Source organism: Bacillus cereus group sp. MG20 (assembly GCF_040459885.1).
GTDB lineage: Bacteria > Bacillota > Bacilli > Bacillales > Bacillaceae_G > Bacillus_A > Bacillus_A cereus.
Genome location: NZ_JARVHF010000001.1, coordinates 5,210,520 through 5,227,299 on the forward strand (window position 1 = coordinate 5,210,520; position 16,780 = coordinate 5,227,299).

Below are 16,780 nucleotides of genomic sequence, written 5' to 3' on the forward strand. Positions count from 1 at the left end.
ATATTTGAAAGTAAAAAGACCGATAAAAAAATCGGTCTTTTCATATTAATAAAATAAAGATTAGAAAATAGCATTGTAATTCAAACCAATATGCAAATATTATAAGATAGATATACTTTGTTTATAGATTGAAAATAGGTTTGTTATCAGTTTTTTTAGAAATCTTACAAGCGTGTAAGATAAATGAAAGATGAATCAATATGAGCTGTAAGACAATTCATTTACACTCTATAGTGAGCAGTGGAAATGAAGGGAGAATATAAATGGAAATTTTGCAGGCAAATAGTATTAGTAAAGTATATAAAGGGAAAGTACCTTATAAAGCATTAGTAGATATTGATTTATCAATTCAAGAAGGTGAATTTGTAGGAATTATGGGCCCGTCAGGTAGTGGGAAAACAACGTTATTAAATATGGTATCTACTATTGATTCTCCATCATCGGGAGAAATATTTATTAATGGCACAAATCCTTTTCAATTATCATCAGAAGAATTAGCGTTATTCCGCAGAAAACAATTAGGATTTGTATTTCAATCATTTAATCTTCTTAGCACACTTACTGTAAAAGAAAACATCGTATTGCCGATGACTTTAGATGGTGTTTCCGTCCGAGAAATGAATAAACGAGTGGAAGAGATTGCAGAGAAGTTAAACATTACTGATATATTGAGTAAAAGAACGTTTGAAATATCAGGAGGACAAGCTCAAAGAACAGCAATCGCTCGCGCAATCGTTCATAAGCCGCAATTATTACTTGCAGATGAACCTACAGGGAATTTAGACTCTAAATCTTCAAATGATGTAATGGAGATGCTTGATACTCTAAATAAAGAAGAAAAAGCTACGATGATGTTAGTTACTCATGATCCGTATGCAGCGAGTTTTTGCAGCCGAGTAATCTTTATTAAAGATGGTCAACTATATAACGAAATTTATTGCGGTGAAAGCAGGCAAGCGTTTTATCAAAAGATTATGGATGTCCTTTCTTTGTTAGGAGGGAAAAGGCATGACTTTTCGTCAGTTCGCATTTAATAATATTTTTCGTAATAAGCGTACATATGCAGGTCATTTTTTAAGTAGTGCATTTTCAATTATGATTTTCTTTACGTATGCACTTTTATTATTTCATCCCGATCTACAAGGGGAGTTGAAATCGACAAGTACAACAATCAGTGCATTTGGTACATTAGGATTTAAAGTTTCACAAGGGTTGATATTTGTATTTTCATTTTTCTTCATTTTATATTCAGTTAGTTCATTTTTAAAAACGCGTAAGAAAGAATTTGGCATTTTAATGATGCAAGGTATGTCAATGAGACAGCTTAAGAAGTTATTGTTAATTGAAAATATGTTAATTGGAATTGGTTCAATTTGTATAGGTATTCTTATTGGACTCATTTTTTCTAAACTAGTTTTATTAATAAGCGCCAGTGTATTAATGATTAGCAATGGATTACCTTTTTATATACCAGTACAGGCTGTATTATTAACAGTCATTACATTTCTGTTCTTATTTTTAATTGTTTCGCTAGTAACATTTAAAATGATAAAAGTTACAGAGCTTGTGGAACTGATTCAAGCAGGGGAAAAGCCAAAACCTGAACCAAAATCGTCAATTTTATTATCAATTTTTTCTTTATTTAGTATAGGGTATGGCTATATTTTAGTATTTCGCTTTATCCCAAATCATAGTTTTATTGTGCTCGGAATAGGAGTGTTTCTAGTAATTATTGGAACGTACTTTTTATATACACAGTGTAGCGTGTATATATTGCATCTTGCTAAAAGGAGAGAAAATTTCTTTTTAAAGAGAACGAATATATTAACATTTTCAGAATTAATTTATCGTATGAAGGATAATGCAACGATGTTTTTTATAGTATCTATTATTTCAGCAGTTGCTTTTACAGCAATTGGCACGACAGCTGCTCTTGGAAATAAAGATTTAGTAAGGATGACGAATCCGTATACATTACTATACATGGCTCCTGAAAACAACAAAATAGTGGATAAACATCTCTCTATTATAAAAAACCATCTGGCTGATGCTAATATTCCGTATCGAATGGCTTCATCTTCATATATATATACAGAAAGTAATGTATATGTAATGAAATTAAGTGAATATAACGAACTTGCGAGAGCGCTAGGGTATCAACAAGAAACGATTGAAAAAGAAGATGAAATGTTATTAATTCCTGGAATGGTATCACAAAAACAAGAATTTAAAAATGGTGATTATAAGAAGAATATTGAAGTCATTCAAGGCGATTGGACAAAGACATTTCATGTGAAAAAAACTGTCGATAATTTAGTTTTACCTCATGATACGGAAGGAATATATATTGCTATTCAAGATCATGTATATGATGGAATTCCACTGAATAGTGGTCCAGATAATGAAGATATTATTCAATATCGTACTTACGGATTTGTTGTAGATGATTGGATAAAAACGAAAGAGGTTTCAAACCAATTAAATAATATATTTAATCAAGATCCTAGAGATATACATTTTGAATTTAGAGCTCTAACTATAGAGTTGTTAAGTGCAAAACAAACGAATGGATTATTACTTATGGCTAGTGTTTTAGTCGGAATTGTTTTCTTCACATTTGCTGCTAGTTTTATTTATTTTCGATTATATACTGATTTGGACCGCGATCAACAGCAGTATAAAATGATTTCGAAAATGGGGTTAAGTAAACGGGAGTTAAAGAAAGTCGTAACGAGACAGTTATTATTAATGTTTTTCTTACCGATTGTCGTTGCAGTAATACATACTGTAGTCGCTTATATGGCATTACAACAATTAGTCGATTTTTCTATTCTAAATAGCTCTATCGTCATTTTAATTTCATTTATGTGTATACAAGTTTTATATTTCTTTATAACTCGTTGGCGTTATTTACAAAAGCTTTATAAAACGATGGAACAGTAGAGAATATGAGCAAGTATGCTTGCAGAAAAGCATGTATAAACCAATTTGAGTTATGAAAGGAACTGTGATGAAAAAACAATTATCTATTTTCATATTAAGTATATTAGTGTTATTAAGTGTAGGTGCATGCTCTAAAAATGAAAACAGATTTCCAGCTAACGGTGTATTAATCATTGGAGATGAGAATCATACTGGAGCAATTATGAATCGTTATAAGGAAAACACGAAAGAACAGGAAGCTTTTGCAGTGAAAACAGGTAGATTCGACCAAAAAAGGGTTCTGATAATAAATGAATCTACTGCACAAGAGATGATGAATGCAAAGATTTTTCGTAAACGTGATCAATCATCCCTTTCTAAAACGTTAGATACGTTGCCGGATTTTCCAAAAGAAAGTTCCCTATTATTTATAAATGAAGAAGAAAAGAATATAAAAAGTATTGATATAGAAGGAAGCAAGATACCTGTTACATATGGTAATGATGCTTGGCTTGGCAATAAACGTGACTATGGAGCACTATGGTATATTATTGTGGCGAGAAATAGTGTGTATAAAGAAATAAGGGCAACTGAAACGAATATGCAACTTCTACACTTGAAAAAGTCATTAGGTGATGAAAACCCTAAAATATCGACAGATAATACGTTGATTAATGAAAAAGTAAAAATAAGAAAGTTAATTGAAGGTTTTAAAGGGGAAGGATCAGTTCAGTTTGTAACGATTGGAGGCAAATCTTAAAAAAGAGTTCAAAGTTGATAATGGTTCTATCAACTTTGAACTCTTTTTAGTTTATCCCACTATTTGTGAGGAGTGGTGCTTGTCTTATAAAACATTCATATAACAAGATTACATTACTTCATTTAATCGAGTATCACTCGTTTCCTCAATCCCATTTGAATTTTGAACTGAATTATTTTGGGCTTCTTTTTCTTTACGAGCCTTTTGTAGCATTTCAAGGATGATCCATAAAGGAACGCCTTTATCCTTTAACATCTTCCATAAATCTAATTCATTAAATTTATGCTCAGGCTGTTTCATTTCTTTTTCAGATGAACGAATATCAAACTTGATAGGATCATTTACTTTCGTACTTTCAAGTTTAGTAGAAGAGATAGTATTATGCTCAAGAGTAGATGGAGTTATTTTAGTAGGTTGAGATAATGTATGAATATTTGTTCCGATTTGCATGCTTTTTCCTCCTTTTTGAAGCAATGAGATTAGTTTTCTTATGGTTTTTAAATTTTTTTAACATGAGGAAACTATATCTAATTATAAATTCAAATAAACAGATTTACAAGTTATATTGTAAAAAGTAAATGTTCACTTGAATTAATATTTATCAACATTTGTATGTGTTTTCTATATATACAACGTATATAAAATACTTTACATTATGTTTAAGTTGTTAAATTATTCTGTTAATTTTTCAAAAAGAAAAATGTAAACGTTTTATTAGGGGGGAGAAAGTATGGGGAAGTTATTTTTAAAAATATGTTTTTTCGCATTAGTGACCGTATGTTCATTCGCAGCGAAAATATCATACGCTGAAGAAAGGCAACAAAATAATTATCCTATCATATTGGTGAATGGATTTGCTGGATGGGGTAGGGAAGAAATGCTGGGCGTAAAATATTGGGGTGGTGTTCATGATATACAGGAAGATTTGAAAAGAAATGGTTATATGGTACATACCGCAGCTGTTGGACCTGTTTCTAGTAACTGGGATCGTGCATGTGAATTGTATGCACAAATTAACGGTGGGACAGTAGACTATGGTGCCGTACATGCTGAGAAACATGGACATAATCGTTTTGGCAGAACTTATAGTGGTTTTGCACCGAATTGGACTGAAACAAATAAAGTTCATTTAGTTGGACATAGCATGGGTGGACAAACGATTAGAACATTAGTACAGCTATTAAAAGAAGGTAGTTTTGAAGAAAATAATTATGTGAAAAATCACCCAGACACCAAAATATCACCACTATTTGAAGGCGGAAAATCATATGTTCATAGTGTTACAACATTAGCAACCCCTCACAACGGTACAACACTTGCGGATGGGAGTCTTCTACTGCCGTTCGTTAAAGATTTACTCATTACAGCTGCAAGCTTTGGAGGAAACAATAATTTATCATTATATGATTTTAAATTGGATCAATGGGGTATAAAGAAGAATGCTGGAGAGTCCTTTTTCCAATATAGTAATCGTATTCTAAATAGTTCACTTTGGAAAAATACAAAAGATATAAGTCAGTGGGATTTAAGTACAGATGGTGCAAAGGAGTTAAATAATTGGGTAAAGACGCAACCAGATGTGTATTATTTATCCTATAGTGGACATGCATCACAAGCAGCACCTATAACAGGTTTACATTTGCCTCATATAACGATGAATAAAGTGTTAATGGGAAATGCATTTTTCTTAGGTTCTTATGCGAGATATGAAGAAAACCGTCCGCTAGTTGATACTTCTTGGTGGCAAAATGATGGTGTAGTAAATACAAATTCCATGATTGCACCATCTTCTAATGTTGCTGTAAATAATAATGAGTCATTACAGGTTGGAAAATGGAATCATATCGAAACGAAAGCGAATTGGGACCATCTCGACATGGTAGGGTTAAGTGTTTCAGACTCGTTAGGTTTTTCTAGCATTCAAGAGTTTTATAGAACAATTGCTGAAAAGCTATCACGTTTACCGAAATAGGTAATAATAAAGCGCTCTCGATGGAATTCGAGAGCGCTTTATATTATATTGAAAGAGGGATTTGGTAGAAAAATATGGGGGGATATTATGAAAATTCAAGTTGTATTATCAGGATACGGAACAGTAGGCAGAGAGTTTATAAAATTATTAAATGAAAAATATTCATATATATATGAAACATATGGGATTCAATTAATTGTAAGCGGCGTATTAGGGAGAAATATTGCAATACATAATGAAGACGGCTTATCACTTCATCATTTATTAATGTATGGTGGCGGTACCGCTGCAATTGAAAAATATTTAGAATATCATCCGAAGGAACGTGCAACAACTAGCATAAGTGGTACTGTATTGGTAGAATCAACAGTTACAAATCTTAAAGATGGAAATCCAGGGAAACAATATATGAAACAAGCGATTGAGAAACAGATGGATATAGTAGCAATTTCTAAAGGTGCGCTCGTTACAAACTGGAGAGAAATAAATGAAGCAGCAAGAGGCGCAAATGTACGAATTCGATATAGCGGTGCAACAGCCGCTGCACTACCGACACTAGATATTGGACAATTTAGTTTAGCTGGTTGCAGTATTGATAAAATAGAAGGAATATTAAATGGAACAACTAATTATATTCTTACGAAAATGTATGAGGAAGATATGACATTTGAAGAAGCGCTGAAAGAAGCACAAAATAAAGGGATTGCTGAGACAAACCCTATATTAGATATAAGTGGTTCAGATAGTGCGTGTAAATTGTTACTTTTGACTAACAGCTTAATGGAAACAGAGAAAACACTTACTGATATACATATAAAAGGAATTGAGCACGTTACAAAACAGCAAATACAAAATGCTAAGAAACAACATAAAATTATTAAATTAATAGCATCAATATATAAGGATGAGGGTGGCAATGTGAATTTAAATGTTGAACCGTGCGAAATAGAAAAAGATCATCCGTTAGCAAATGTAAATGGGACCGAAAAAGGAATTACATTCTTTACAGATACGATGGGACAAGTTACTACAATTGGTGGGGCTTCTAATCCACGAGGCGCTGCAGCTGCAGCTTTAAAAGATGTAATTAACTTATATCGAAAAGATTTGTAAGACCGTACCGCCCTTTATAAAAAATACATATGTCGTGGACCTTTTGAGAATGAAATAAATATGCAAAAATGATTGCAGGGGGTAAGGAATTGTTTAAGGATTTTAAAGTTGTTAAAGATCGTCCCGTTTATATTCAATTAAAAGACTATTTGAAAAAGATGATTATGAAAGGGCATTTGCTCGGGGATCAAAAAATCCCATCAACAAGGGAACTAAGTGAATTACTAAGTGTGAGTAGAAACACTGTACTCGCTGCTTATGCAGATTTAGAGCAAGAAGGACTCATTTATGCAGTTAAAGGAAAAGGGAACTTTGTTGCGAAGGTGGATATATCTAACACTTCGTCTGTTGAAATAGATTGGAAAAATAAACTTAATACAGTGACCGCATTAGCGGATGAATTAGATTTAATGAAACATGGTGTTCGTTGGGAAAAGGGAATGATTGTTTTTAATAGTATAGCCCCGGATGAGAAGCTATTTGATGTTGAAAATTTCAAAAGAGCTTTTCTTACTCGTATGTCCATTGAAGGGGACATCGTATTGAACTACGGATATGCAAAGGGATATAGACCGTTAATGAATTATTTACTTCATTACATGGAAATGAAAGGTGTAGACATTTCGAATAAAGATATTCTAATTACAAATGGATTTACAGAAGGGTTGGATATTGTACTCTCTTCTTTATCAAAAAAATCCGGGCGTGTCATTTGTGAGAATCCAACTCACCACGCTGCACGTAAGCTTTTCCGTTTACATGGACTTGAAGTTCATGGGATTGATATGCATGAGGATGGTATTGATACGAATGAAGTTAAAAAAAGTTTGCGTGAAAAAGATTTTGATTTTGCTTATTTAATTCCTTCTTATCATAATCCAACCGGTATTGTTACGAGTTCAGAGAAAAGAACGGAATTGATGAGGTTATTCTCAAAATACAAGGTTCCTATTATAGAGGACGGATTTAATGAAGAATTACGTTATTCAGGTTCACATTTAGCTCCATTATTAACTTTTGCGGGAGCTGGCAATAATGTGATTTATATTAGTAGCTTTTCAAAGGTACTTTTCCCTGGTTTACGTGTAGGCTGGATTATTGCAGATAAAGAGCTAATTCATTATTTAGAAAGCGTAAAAAGAGCAAGAACGATTCACACATCTACGCTAGATCAAGCTGTTCTGTTTCAATATTTACATGAGGGATATTTTGAAAAATATTTAAAAAAGGCAAGATCTGTTTATAAGAAAAAATATGAGTTAGCTGTCGGGGCATGTAACCAGTACATTCCTTTCAAAAGAATGACTGGAGATGGTGGACTGCATTTATTTATAGAGCTAGAAGAGCATATGAACGCCCGCACACTTTTACAAAAGTGTTATGAGAAAGGCGTTACGTTTTCACCTGGAGATGTTTTTTACTCTGATGGAGAAGGAGCGAACACTTTCCGATTAGGGTTTTCGCGCTTGAAAGAAGAAGAAATAGTTCGGGGAATTAAAATAATTGGTGATACATTAAAAAATGAAAATTGGAGTTGAGAAAATGAAAATCGGTGTTATTATGGGCGGGGTATCGTCTGAAAAACAAGTTTCAATTATGACCGGGAATGAAATGATTGCTCATTTAGATAAAAATAAGTATGAAATAGTCCCAATTACATTAAATGAAAAAATGGATTTAATTGAAAAAGCGAAAGACATTGACTTTGCATTGCTCGCATTACACGGAAAATACGGAGAAGATGGGACAGTTCAAGGAACACTGGAGAGTTTAGGGATTCCTTATAGCGGAAGTAATATGTTATCTAGTAGTATATGTATGGATAAAAATATTTCGAAAAAGATTTTACGTTATGAAGGTGTAGAAACACCAGATTGGATTGAACTTACAAAAATGGAGGATCTAAATCTTGATGAGTTAGATAAGTTAGGATTTCCATTAGTGGTAAAACCAAACTCCGGCGGATCGAGTGTCGGGGTGAAAATCGTTTACAATAAAAATGAATTGATCTCAATGCTAGAAACTGTATTCGAATGGGATTCTGAAGTAGTAATTGAGAAGTATATAAAAGGTGATGAAATTACATGTTCTATTCTGGATGGAAAACAGTTACCTATAGTTTCAATTCGACATGCAGCCGAGTTTTTTGATTACAATGCAAAATATGATGATACTAGTACAGTTGAGGAAGTTATCGAACTTCCAGCAGAAATTAATGAACGTGTAAACAAAGCTTCACTGGCTTGTTATAAAGCATTAAAATGTAGTGTTTATGCAAGAGTTGATATGATGGTGAAGGACGGAATTCCATATGTAATGGAAATTAATACATTACCAGGGATGACACAATCAAGCCTATTGCCCAAAAGTGCAGAAGCAGCGGGAATTAGTTATAGCAAACTATTAGATATGATTATTGAAACATCATTAAAAGTTAGAAATGAAGAAGGGTTTTAAGGAGATTATATAACTAATTCTTTTGACAGTTTCACGAAGTATGCTATGATGAATACATTATAAAAACAAAATATTTATCCACTAGGGGAGCTTTTTATAGGCTGAGATCAAATGTGATTTTGAGACTCTTAGTACCTGATCTGGTTAATGCCAGCGTAGGGAAGTGGAAAAGACGTTGCTATTTAATGAGTAAATAAATACTGTCAATTTCACTTTCTTTACGCCTGTAAAGAAAGTTTTTTTATTTTACAGCTTTAATAATTGTGGATAAATACTTATATTTTATACATTATTGGAGGGATTTAAATGACTTTTTCACAATCATTACGTAAAGAAGTAGATTCAATTTGGGAAGCGAGTTTTAACCATCCTTTTGTAAAAAAACTTGGTGAAGGAACATTAGATTTAGCTAGTTTTCGCTATTATGTGCTTCAAGATTCATATTATTTGAGTCATTTTGCTAGAGTACAAACTTTAGGAGCTGCAAAAGCTCTTGAATTAGAGACGACAGCTCGTATGGCACATCATGCTCAAAATACATATGAGGCCGAGTTATCTTTACATGAGAATTTTGCTAAAAAGCTAGGGATAACAAAAGAAGAAAAAGATAATTTTATTCCTGCGCCAACTGCATATGCGTATACTTCACATATGTATCGTGCTGCGTATGAAGGGCATTTAGGAGATATCATTGCAGCAATTTTACCTTGCTATTGGTTGTATTATGAAATTGGCGAACGCTTAAAAGAGTGCCAGCCGGAAGAGCCAATTTATAACGAATGGATTTCTGCTTATGGATCTGATTGGTTCCGTACGCTAGTTGAAGAACAAATTACACGTTTAGATACTATCGCTGAAAAAGTAACAGAGGTAGACCTCAAACGTATGAAACAGCATTTTATTATTAGCAGTCAATATGAATATTCATTTTGGGAAATGGCTTATACATTAGAAAAGTGGCCAGTGGATACAGACGTAAAAGACGTAATTGGATAAAGAATAGAAATAATGTTATAGATAGGTATGGATCATACCTATCTATATATTTTTTCTTGTCAAATTTGCGTAAAGTCATTAGTGCTACGGATATGGCGAAATAAAATATCGATAATTTAGCTCATTTACTTGTCTACGCATTAACTGGATAAACTTCTGTCACATTTATTTTACAATCAAAGAACGTAAATGTTGGTGGTATGAAGTTAAATAAGAAAAGAAACCCGAGCTGTTAGCTGTAACGGAGTTGTTTTTTCTTTGCAGGAATTTCTAAATTATCATGGAGTGTTGTTAATACGATATGCAAATATGCATATCGTATTTTTTTGAGTTCTTTATGTGTTAAAATTAGATATAAAGATATGGAAATATAAAGAAGCAAAAGCAGGAATATCCAATGAATTTTGAGAGGTGTTATATGTTTACAAATAAGAAATTAATTCGATTTGGTTTATCGTTGTTTGTATTTTTAGGGATAATTAATTTTACAATCAGCTATTTCCAAACATATCTTGAAACAGCAGCAGATATTAAATGGGTAATTCCAGAAATTTGGAAAACTATTTTGCTAGATGTTCCTCAAGGTATACTTGTTCTTTTAGGCGCAATTGCTTTATATGATTTCACAAAAGAGGCATCACAAAAAGACGCATCAATCTAAGTGTGTCTTTTTTCTATTAGGAATTTCATAGAGAGTTTTGCTGGAGAAATAGAATGAAAAGCCCTAATAAGGGCTTTTTTCTTTGTAGGAATTTCTTATCCGTCATAGAAACCGGTTACTTGGAGGTGTTATAGCGAAAGGCATTTACAGTACAGAAAAATCTAAGCGGCAGACGGAAATATATAGGATATGGCAACATAATTATTGAGAAATTAATTGAATTTAGTAGGTATGAAGATATGACGCTAGAATTCATATTTTTTAATTTTTATTTATCCCGCATTAACGGGCTGTTCGTAAAAGCCTGATTGGTGAGGGCTAATAATCAGCGGGGGATGAACTCCCCCCCACTGATTAAAGTTTCACTTTATAAAAATGAGCCCATAGCAAAAATAGGTATATGAACAAGGTGCATCATTTAGTGATAAGTCATACTTTGTTGGTGTACGTATTGAACTTAGTTTATAGCGCTATTTTTACTTAGATGTAACGAACAGAAATATAGGGAAGCATCAATGAGGTTGTATTTTATAAACGGAGGTTATGAAAATGAATCAGTTTCAACAAGAACTACAAGCGTTAAGTCTTAATGATTACCGGTCTGGAAATATTGTCTATTGGGACCAGCAAAACCAATATCCATATTACTATATTGAAGATGCTGCTCGTCGCTGTGGCGGTTGTGGTCGTTGTGGTGGTTGTGGTGGAGGTCGTTGTGGCGGATTCCGTTGTGGTGGATTCCGTTGTATTGGTTGCTTCGGTTGTTTTGGTTGCGGAGGTTGCGGAGGTTGTGGAGGTTGTGGTGGTTGCTCTAACTGTTTTGATGGTTTTAGTGGTACTACTGATACTACTGGTACTATTATAACGTATGAATATTGATTGCATTTATCCTGCTATTTGCAGGGCAGTAAGACCCTAAAAAAATTCAGCGGGAGCAAAGAGAAGTTAGGTGGCGGACTACCCATAAAAGCCCAATTGGTGAGGGCTAATTAAAGTTTCACCTTATCAATTAAAAAACATTAGTTTTATATATGTACGTGCCGACAAAGAATATAGCCATTATTAATGGATATATTCAATCATTCAAGTGAAAGAGTAACAATAAGATATATAGGTGTAATCAAGAGGTGATGGATAAAGCAATGACTAGATTTAAAATCTAATCATTGCTTTTTTCTTATGGTTTTATCATCAAATATCTGTCTGGTTTAGGGATTGATTCCTTCTAGCTAATGAATTCATTACAACTTTGTAAGGTTAATGTAATGTTAATCGATAGTAAGTGAAGATGCTTGAGTGTAATTTAAATAAGATTAAAAAGTACTGTTTATCTATAAAATAATTGGGTAAATAATATGTAATTAGGAAGTGTATGAATATGATTGAACTAAAATCTATTATCCATTCGTATAAACTAAAGAGAAAAATAGCTAAAGATTTATACGGAAAAAGAGATGAATTGACACTGTTATTAAATGAATTTAATAAAATGAAATGTACAGTAACATCTGAAAAGAAGAAAAACAATATATTATCTCGTTTGCAACTAATTTATCAAAATATGAAATTAGATAAGCAGTATCCTCTATCAGTTGCTTTTGATAGTAAATTATTGGAGCGATTAGAAAAAGAACCTCTACATACTATTGAGGATGGTGTAACATGTTTACATCTAATGTTAGATGTGAATTATGAGAAAATAAAACAATATGGTTCGAGTACAAGTAGGTCATTTGTTCCATTATCGCAGTCTTCTATTTGTCTTGCTGATTGTATTTGTTTAACAGGAGTTGTAGTAGGTTTACTAGGAGCAATTTCATTTGGGGGATTACTGTTATCTATATGTTCAATTACATAAAGGTTGATATTTGTAAAAAGGGCACCGAATTAAGGTGTTCTTTTTTGGTTTTTTTGTAAAGATATTGTAAATGATAAGTACAATGCATTAAGTGTAATGTATAATTCGAATGTATCGAAATTCAAATATAATAGAGGTGTTATACATGATAATTACTTTGAATTTTTAAAAGAGTCGGTTCGATAATAATTTATGTAGATAAACAGTTTTTACGTTTCTTTTAAATACTTGGTTTAAATGGATTAGCTTAAGTAACTATTGTTCTAGCTTTTTGATAATCAAGACAACTGAAGAAAGGAAGGAATCATTTTATGAAAAAATTAAGGCTGCTAACATTTGAAAATATAGTAGAACCCCTTTTAAATGAAAAGGTATCATTTATATATTTTCCTATTGAATGGCTGGACATCGTAGAGATACATTATAAGACATTTTTATTAACGAGTAAGTTGAAACGTTTGAATGAAAGATTGTATGATATGTTTTCGGATATATTGTTTATTCAGCATAACCCGTACGTATTAAATGAAAATACACCATGGATTGTATCGAAAGAACCTATTAGACAAGAGCAGCTCGATTATATTTTTCAAAGTTGGTATGAGATTATTCATGATTGGAAACCAAATAGATTAGTAGAACCACCAAAATATGAATGGCAATCCGATTTGATTTCTAATTTGCCAGTACTACATGATAATGAAACGTATTCTAAGTGGGTGCCCGCTTTAATCTCACATATTTTTTGTGAGCGTCCTATATATTTAGAAAATACAAATGAAGAAGAAATCTATTTTTCCCCTCTTAGATCACAAAATATTTGTGAGGCGATGTCAGGGCCGATAAAAGATGAAAAAACACAAGATTTTTTCTCCTATGTATATCGATTCGAATGCATAACCCGCGGTGGTGAGAACGCTCCATTATTAAATATTTCAATAGGAATTCGGAGATTTTATCAAGAATATAAGATGATAGGTCAAACAAACCTTGATATGACAACGTTTGTTTGACTTTTTTTGATAAAATGCAAACATTTTGCAAACATAGGTTATCCAAAGATACTTTTACCGAAGTTTTTAACTGCTTCTTCCTGCATATTCGGTAAAACATGAGAATAGACACTTAATGTCATTGAAATATCTGTATGACCTAATCGCTCACTGATGATTTTAGGGTTAACTCCTTGTTTCAATAGTAGAGTTGCGTGTGTATGTCTTAAATCATGGAATTTAATTTCTTTTATACCTACTTTGTGTGTCATCCTAATGAAACTTTTTCTGAAATGTGCTCTTTTTATGATTCTTCCAAACTCATTACAATTTATTAAATCTTGATCTAGATAAGCAGAACCAAACCTTAATTTCTCTTTATTGATTAAAATTTTATGTTTTTTTAAGGCTGCTATTGTTTCATTAGGTACAGGAATTGTGCGTTTTGACGAATTTGTTTTTGCAGTTTTTTTGATCTTATTGTCATGACCAGATGTTTGATTTATTGTAACAGTATGTTTTTCAAAATCAATGTCCTGCCATCGTAAACCTAGAACTTCTCCTAGACGCATACCTGTAGTTATTGCAAGTAGATACCCAATGTGATATCGTGATTCTTGTGAATGAGCTAAAAACTTTTTTACTTCTTCCTCTGTCCAAGTCTGGATAGGGGTTTTTTCTTTTTTAGGTATCTCAGCAAAATCTGCTGGATTTCGAGAAATAATATTTTGTTTTACGGCTAGGTTTAAAGCGCTCTTTAAAATTCTATGCATAAGCAGAATAGAATTGTTTGCAATCCCTTTATCTATCGCAGTCTTATAACATTTTTGAATGTGTATAACATTTAATTTATGGAGCGCAACCATTCCTATACTAGGTATAACATGTTGGTTGATAAATGCCTTATAACCAGCAAAGGTACTCTTTTCTATGCTCATACTTTTAATTTCTAGCCAATGATTTAGATAATCTTTTAACCTAACTTTAGATGGTTCTATAAAAGTTCCTTCATTCAACTCTGTAATCTTCTTTGCCACATCGGCCTGTGCTTCTTTTTTTGTCTTATATCCAGAAAACCATTTCTGTCTTCTTTTTCCTGTCTCTGGATCAGGACCGATATCAATAACGATGCAATATTTATTTCCTCTTTTTCGAATATGTCCTTTCACTTAAAACACTCCTTCATTTTGTTTTGAATCATGTTGTATAAGTCTGGTTGTAATTTTGCTGCTATGAAAATTACATGTTTGGACATATCAGCGATGGGTATATTTTACCATATATGAGCAAATTCAGTTATAGGATATGATTTTCATCCATTGTAAAAAATAGTAAAATATTTATAGAATTAGATAAAGGGGGAGAAAAGACTATGAAAGAATTCACAAATGACCCTGGCGGGCACAAAGTAAGTGATTCTGGTGGCTGGAAGGAAGAATTAGACCCAGGAACAGGCATATAGTACATAAGTGGAGCTTAACGGCTCTTTTTTTATTGTAGAAAAAAAGCCGTTAAGCTCCCTTGAGAAACGTTGATATATAACGATTTTAAAACTTTCTCAATAAGAATCAGATAACTATACGACTGAATTTTGGAAAAAATGTGATATTATGAAAATAATAAAATAAACGGACGTGAAAAAGACCTACGACTGTGCAAGTAGTGCTCGCAACACCCTTACACCGTCCTCCCTAAACGCGCTAGGGAAAACACTTGTCATAAGTCTCAAACATAATTATAACACACAACCTAGATATAATGGCACGTTTTCCTGTAAATATAAGACATCTAGGGTAACGTGTCTTTTTTGTCCATAAGGAGGGCAAGGATTGTGCAAGTTTTATTGGATTTAAATGACATGCAGGAGTGTCTAAAATCAAACGGTTATACAAATCGTAAATTGGCAACACGTTTTAAAGTAACGCATACAACAGTAAATAGTTATTTTAAGAAGCAAAGTAAATTTGATTTTATGCACTTGGTTGATGCGCTGAAGCTATATAAGCCTAAAAATGTTGATTTTAGAAGGGAATGCATCAAAGAGTGTATACCCACACTATCACATAAAAATTTGAAATTAGCATTAGAAGTATTAGATATGTTTGGAGAATATGATCTTCAAGACCTAGTAATTCAACGAATAATGAGTTTTAAAACTAATAAAAATAAAAGCGAAGAAGAAAAGAAAAAAGGTAATTCAAAAACTGTGAGGATAAATTTAAATTTGGTTCCGTTATACAAAACATTAAGAGAAAGGAGTGAAAGTACAACTACTCCTAAGAGGTTCTTTGAGAAAGTTGAGAAAATGAGAAAAAATCAAAAATACTCAGATAACGAGCTGGTAATAATATCTGTTTTAAATACAATTTACTCTTTTTTTGATTTAGGTAATTATAAGATGGTTAATGAACATATTCAGCAATTATTGCCGGACATCTTGGGAATTAAATGTCATACATTAAGGGATTCTCTTTTATTAAGAATAAAAGAAATGGAAGTTTTCGTTGCACTTCACGAAAATAAATTAGACGAATCGCGTGAATTATGTTTTGAAATTATAAATGATCAAAGTAATTGCTATGTCAGTACAAAGGCAGTAGCATATTGTAAAATTGGAGAAAGTTATGTTTTCTCTGATTATCAAAATGCTAAAGAGTACATGGAGAAATCATTAAATATAATTGGCGTTCCAGTGAATAAAAAATTAGAAGTAAGAAGAGAAAAAGTACTTAATACACTATTATTTTTAAGAATATATCATGAAAAAGATTTACATACCATTAACCCAGAAAATCTAGATTATGCTGAAAAAGCATTCTTATATGTAAGGCTAGGTGAAAAGCAAAAAGCGATTAAAATTTTACAAGCTTTACAAAATACAAATGGATATCTTAGTAGTTTTCAATTGTACTATATGGGGCTTGCGGTCGGAGGAGAAGAAGGGAAGAAATACCTAGAAATGTCCATAGAAAGTTTTTCTAAATCAGGTGATTATTTCTATGTATTCCTACCAAAGACAGCATTGAAATGTTATAATTGAATTATACAA

The 16,780-nt window shown here is 32.4% G+C and carries 15 protein-coding genes, 1 pseudogene and 1 riboswitch; of the genes and pseudogenes, 14 read left to right on the forward strand and 2 right to left on the reverse strand.

Annotated elements, in window-relative coordinates; genetic code table 11:
- The first annotated feature begins 263 nt into the window (after nt 1-263).
- The 3 genes from QCI81_RS26645 to QCI81_RS26655 all read left to right on the forward strand — a co-directional run bounded on the left by QCI81_RS26645 (nt 264) and on the right by QCI81_RS26655 (nt 3,682).
- Entirely contained in the window at nt 264-1,034 is a 771-nt protein-coding gene (locus tag QCI81_RS26645) for an ABC transporter ATP-binding protein (RefSeq protein WP_053564410.1), read from the forward strand.
- Nucleotides 1,009-2,943 (forward strand): ABC transporter permease, encoded by a 1,935-nt coding sequence (locus QCI81_RS26650; RefSeq protein WP_071730532.1) that lies wholly within the window; start codon nt 1,009-1,011, stop codon nt 2,941-2,943. The genes QCI81_RS26645 and QCI81_RS26650 overlap by 26 nt, the downstream gene beginning before the upstream one ends.
- A 67-nt stretch (nt 2,944-3,010) precedes the next feature.
- On the forward strand, nt 3,011-3,682 hold the full coding sequence (locus QCI81_RS26655; protein WP_071730530.1) for a lipoprotein BA_5634 family protein: 672 nt from the start codon (nt 3,011-3,013) through the stop codon (nt 3,680-3,682).
- Nucleotides 3,683-3,790: 108 nt separating this feature from the next.
- Here QCI81_RS26655 and QCI81_RS26660 read toward each other — a convergent pair whose 3' ends face one another.
- Nucleotides 3,791-4,132, reverse strand: a complete 342-nt coding sequence (locus tag QCI81_RS26660; RefSeq protein ID WP_071730528.1) for a DUF3914 domain-containing protein — start codon at nt 4,130-4,132, stop codon at nt 3,791-3,793.
- A 280-nt stretch (nt 4,133-4,412) separates the two neighbouring features.
- On the opposite strand from QCI81_RS26660, the gene QCI81_RS26665 reads away from it, so the two are divergent.
- The 10 genes and pseudogenes from QCI81_RS26665 (at nt 4,413) to QCI81_RS26710 (ending at nt 13,752) form a co-directional block, all read left to right on the forward strand.
- The gene (locus QCI81_RS26665; protein WP_071730526.1) at nt 4,413-5,654 is read left to right on the forward strand and encodes an esterase/lipase family protein; all 1,242 of its coding nucleotides are present in this window, start codon (nt 4,413-4,415) and stop codon (nt 5,652-5,654) included.
- Nucleotides 5,655-5,741: 87 nt separating this feature from the next.
- Nucleotides 5,742-6,767 (forward strand): homoserine dehydrogenase, encoded by a 1,026-nt coding sequence (locus QCI81_RS26670; RefSeq protein WP_071730525.1) that lies wholly within the window; start codon nt 5,742-5,744, stop codon nt 6,765-6,767.
- An 89-nt stretch (nt 6,768-6,856) separates the two neighbouring features.
- Nucleotides 6,857-8,305, forward strand: coding sequence for a MocR-like pyridoxine biosynthesis transcription factor PdxR (gene pdxR / locus QCI81_RS26675; RefSeq protein WP_071730523.1), 1,449 nt, complete (start codon nt 6,857-6,859; stop codon nt 8,303-8,305).
- Nucleotides 8,306-8,309: 4 nt separating this feature from the next.
- A complete protein-coding gene (locus QCI81_RS26680; RefSeq protein ID WP_003270605.1) occupies nt 8,310-9,224 on the forward strand; it encodes a D-alanine--D-alanine ligase in 915 nt (304 codons plus the stop codon).
- A gap of 73 nt (nt 9,225-9,297) precedes the next feature.
- A riboswitch (TPP riboswitch) is annotated at nt 9,298-9,403 on the forward strand.
- Between the two features lie 127 nt (nt 9,404-9,530).
- Entirely contained in the window at nt 9,531-10,220 is a 690-nt protein-coding gene (tenA, locus tag QCI81_RS26685; protein ID WP_071730521.1) for a thiaminase II, read from the forward strand.
- A gap of 397 nt (nt 10,221-10,617) precedes the next feature.
- Nucleotides 10,618-10,881 carry a DUF3937 domain-containing protein gene (locus QCI81_RS26690; RefSeq protein ID WP_002082716.1) on the forward strand — a complete coding sequence of 88 codons (264 nt, stop codon included), beginning with the start codon at nt 10,618-10,620 and terminating at the stop codon, nt 10,879-10,881.
- Nucleotides 10,882-11,430: 549 nt separating this feature from the next.
- On the forward strand, nt 11,431-11,760 hold the full coding sequence (locus tag QCI81_RS26695) for a heterocycloanthracin/sonorensin family bacteriocin (protein WP_048564718.1): 330 nt from the start codon (nt 11,431-11,433) through the stop codon (nt 11,758-11,760).
- A 152-nt stretch (nt 11,761-11,912) separates the two neighbouring features.
- Nucleotides 11,913-12,044, forward strand: a pseudogene (locus tag QCI81_RS26700) (site-specific integrase); the annotation flags it as partial.
- A gap of 209 nt (nt 12,045-12,253) precedes the next feature.
- Nucleotides 12,254-12,739 (forward strand): hypothetical protein, encoded by a 486-nt coding sequence (locus tag QCI81_RS26705; protein ID WP_002041181.1) that lies wholly within the window; start codon nt 12,254-12,256, stop codon nt 12,737-12,739.
- 311 nt (nt 12,740-13,050) lie between these two features.
- Nucleotides 13,051-13,752 (forward strand): pPIWI_RE module domain-containing protein, encoded by a 702-nt coding sequence (locus QCI81_RS26710; RefSeq protein WP_000736205.1) that lies wholly within the window; start codon nt 13,051-13,053, stop codon nt 13,750-13,752.
- 38 nt (nt 13,753-13,790) lie between these two features.
- On the opposite strand, the gene QCI81_RS26715 is transcribed toward QCI81_RS26710, so the two are convergent.
- Nucleotides 13,791-14,900 (reverse strand): site-specific integrase, encoded by a 1,110-nt coding sequence (locus tag QCI81_RS26715; protein WP_353810929.1) that lies wholly within the window; start codon nt 14,898-14,900, stop codon nt 13,791-13,793.
- Between the two features lie 662 nt (nt 14,901-15,562).
- Between QCI81_RS26715 and QCI81_RS26720 the strand changes: the two genes are divergently transcribed.
- Entirely contained in the window at nt 15,563-16,771 is a 1,209-nt protein-coding gene (locus QCI81_RS26720; RefSeq protein WP_102956496.1) for an AimR family lysis-lysogeny pheromone receptor, read from the forward strand.
- Nucleotides 16,772-16,780: the final 9 nt, after the last annotated feature.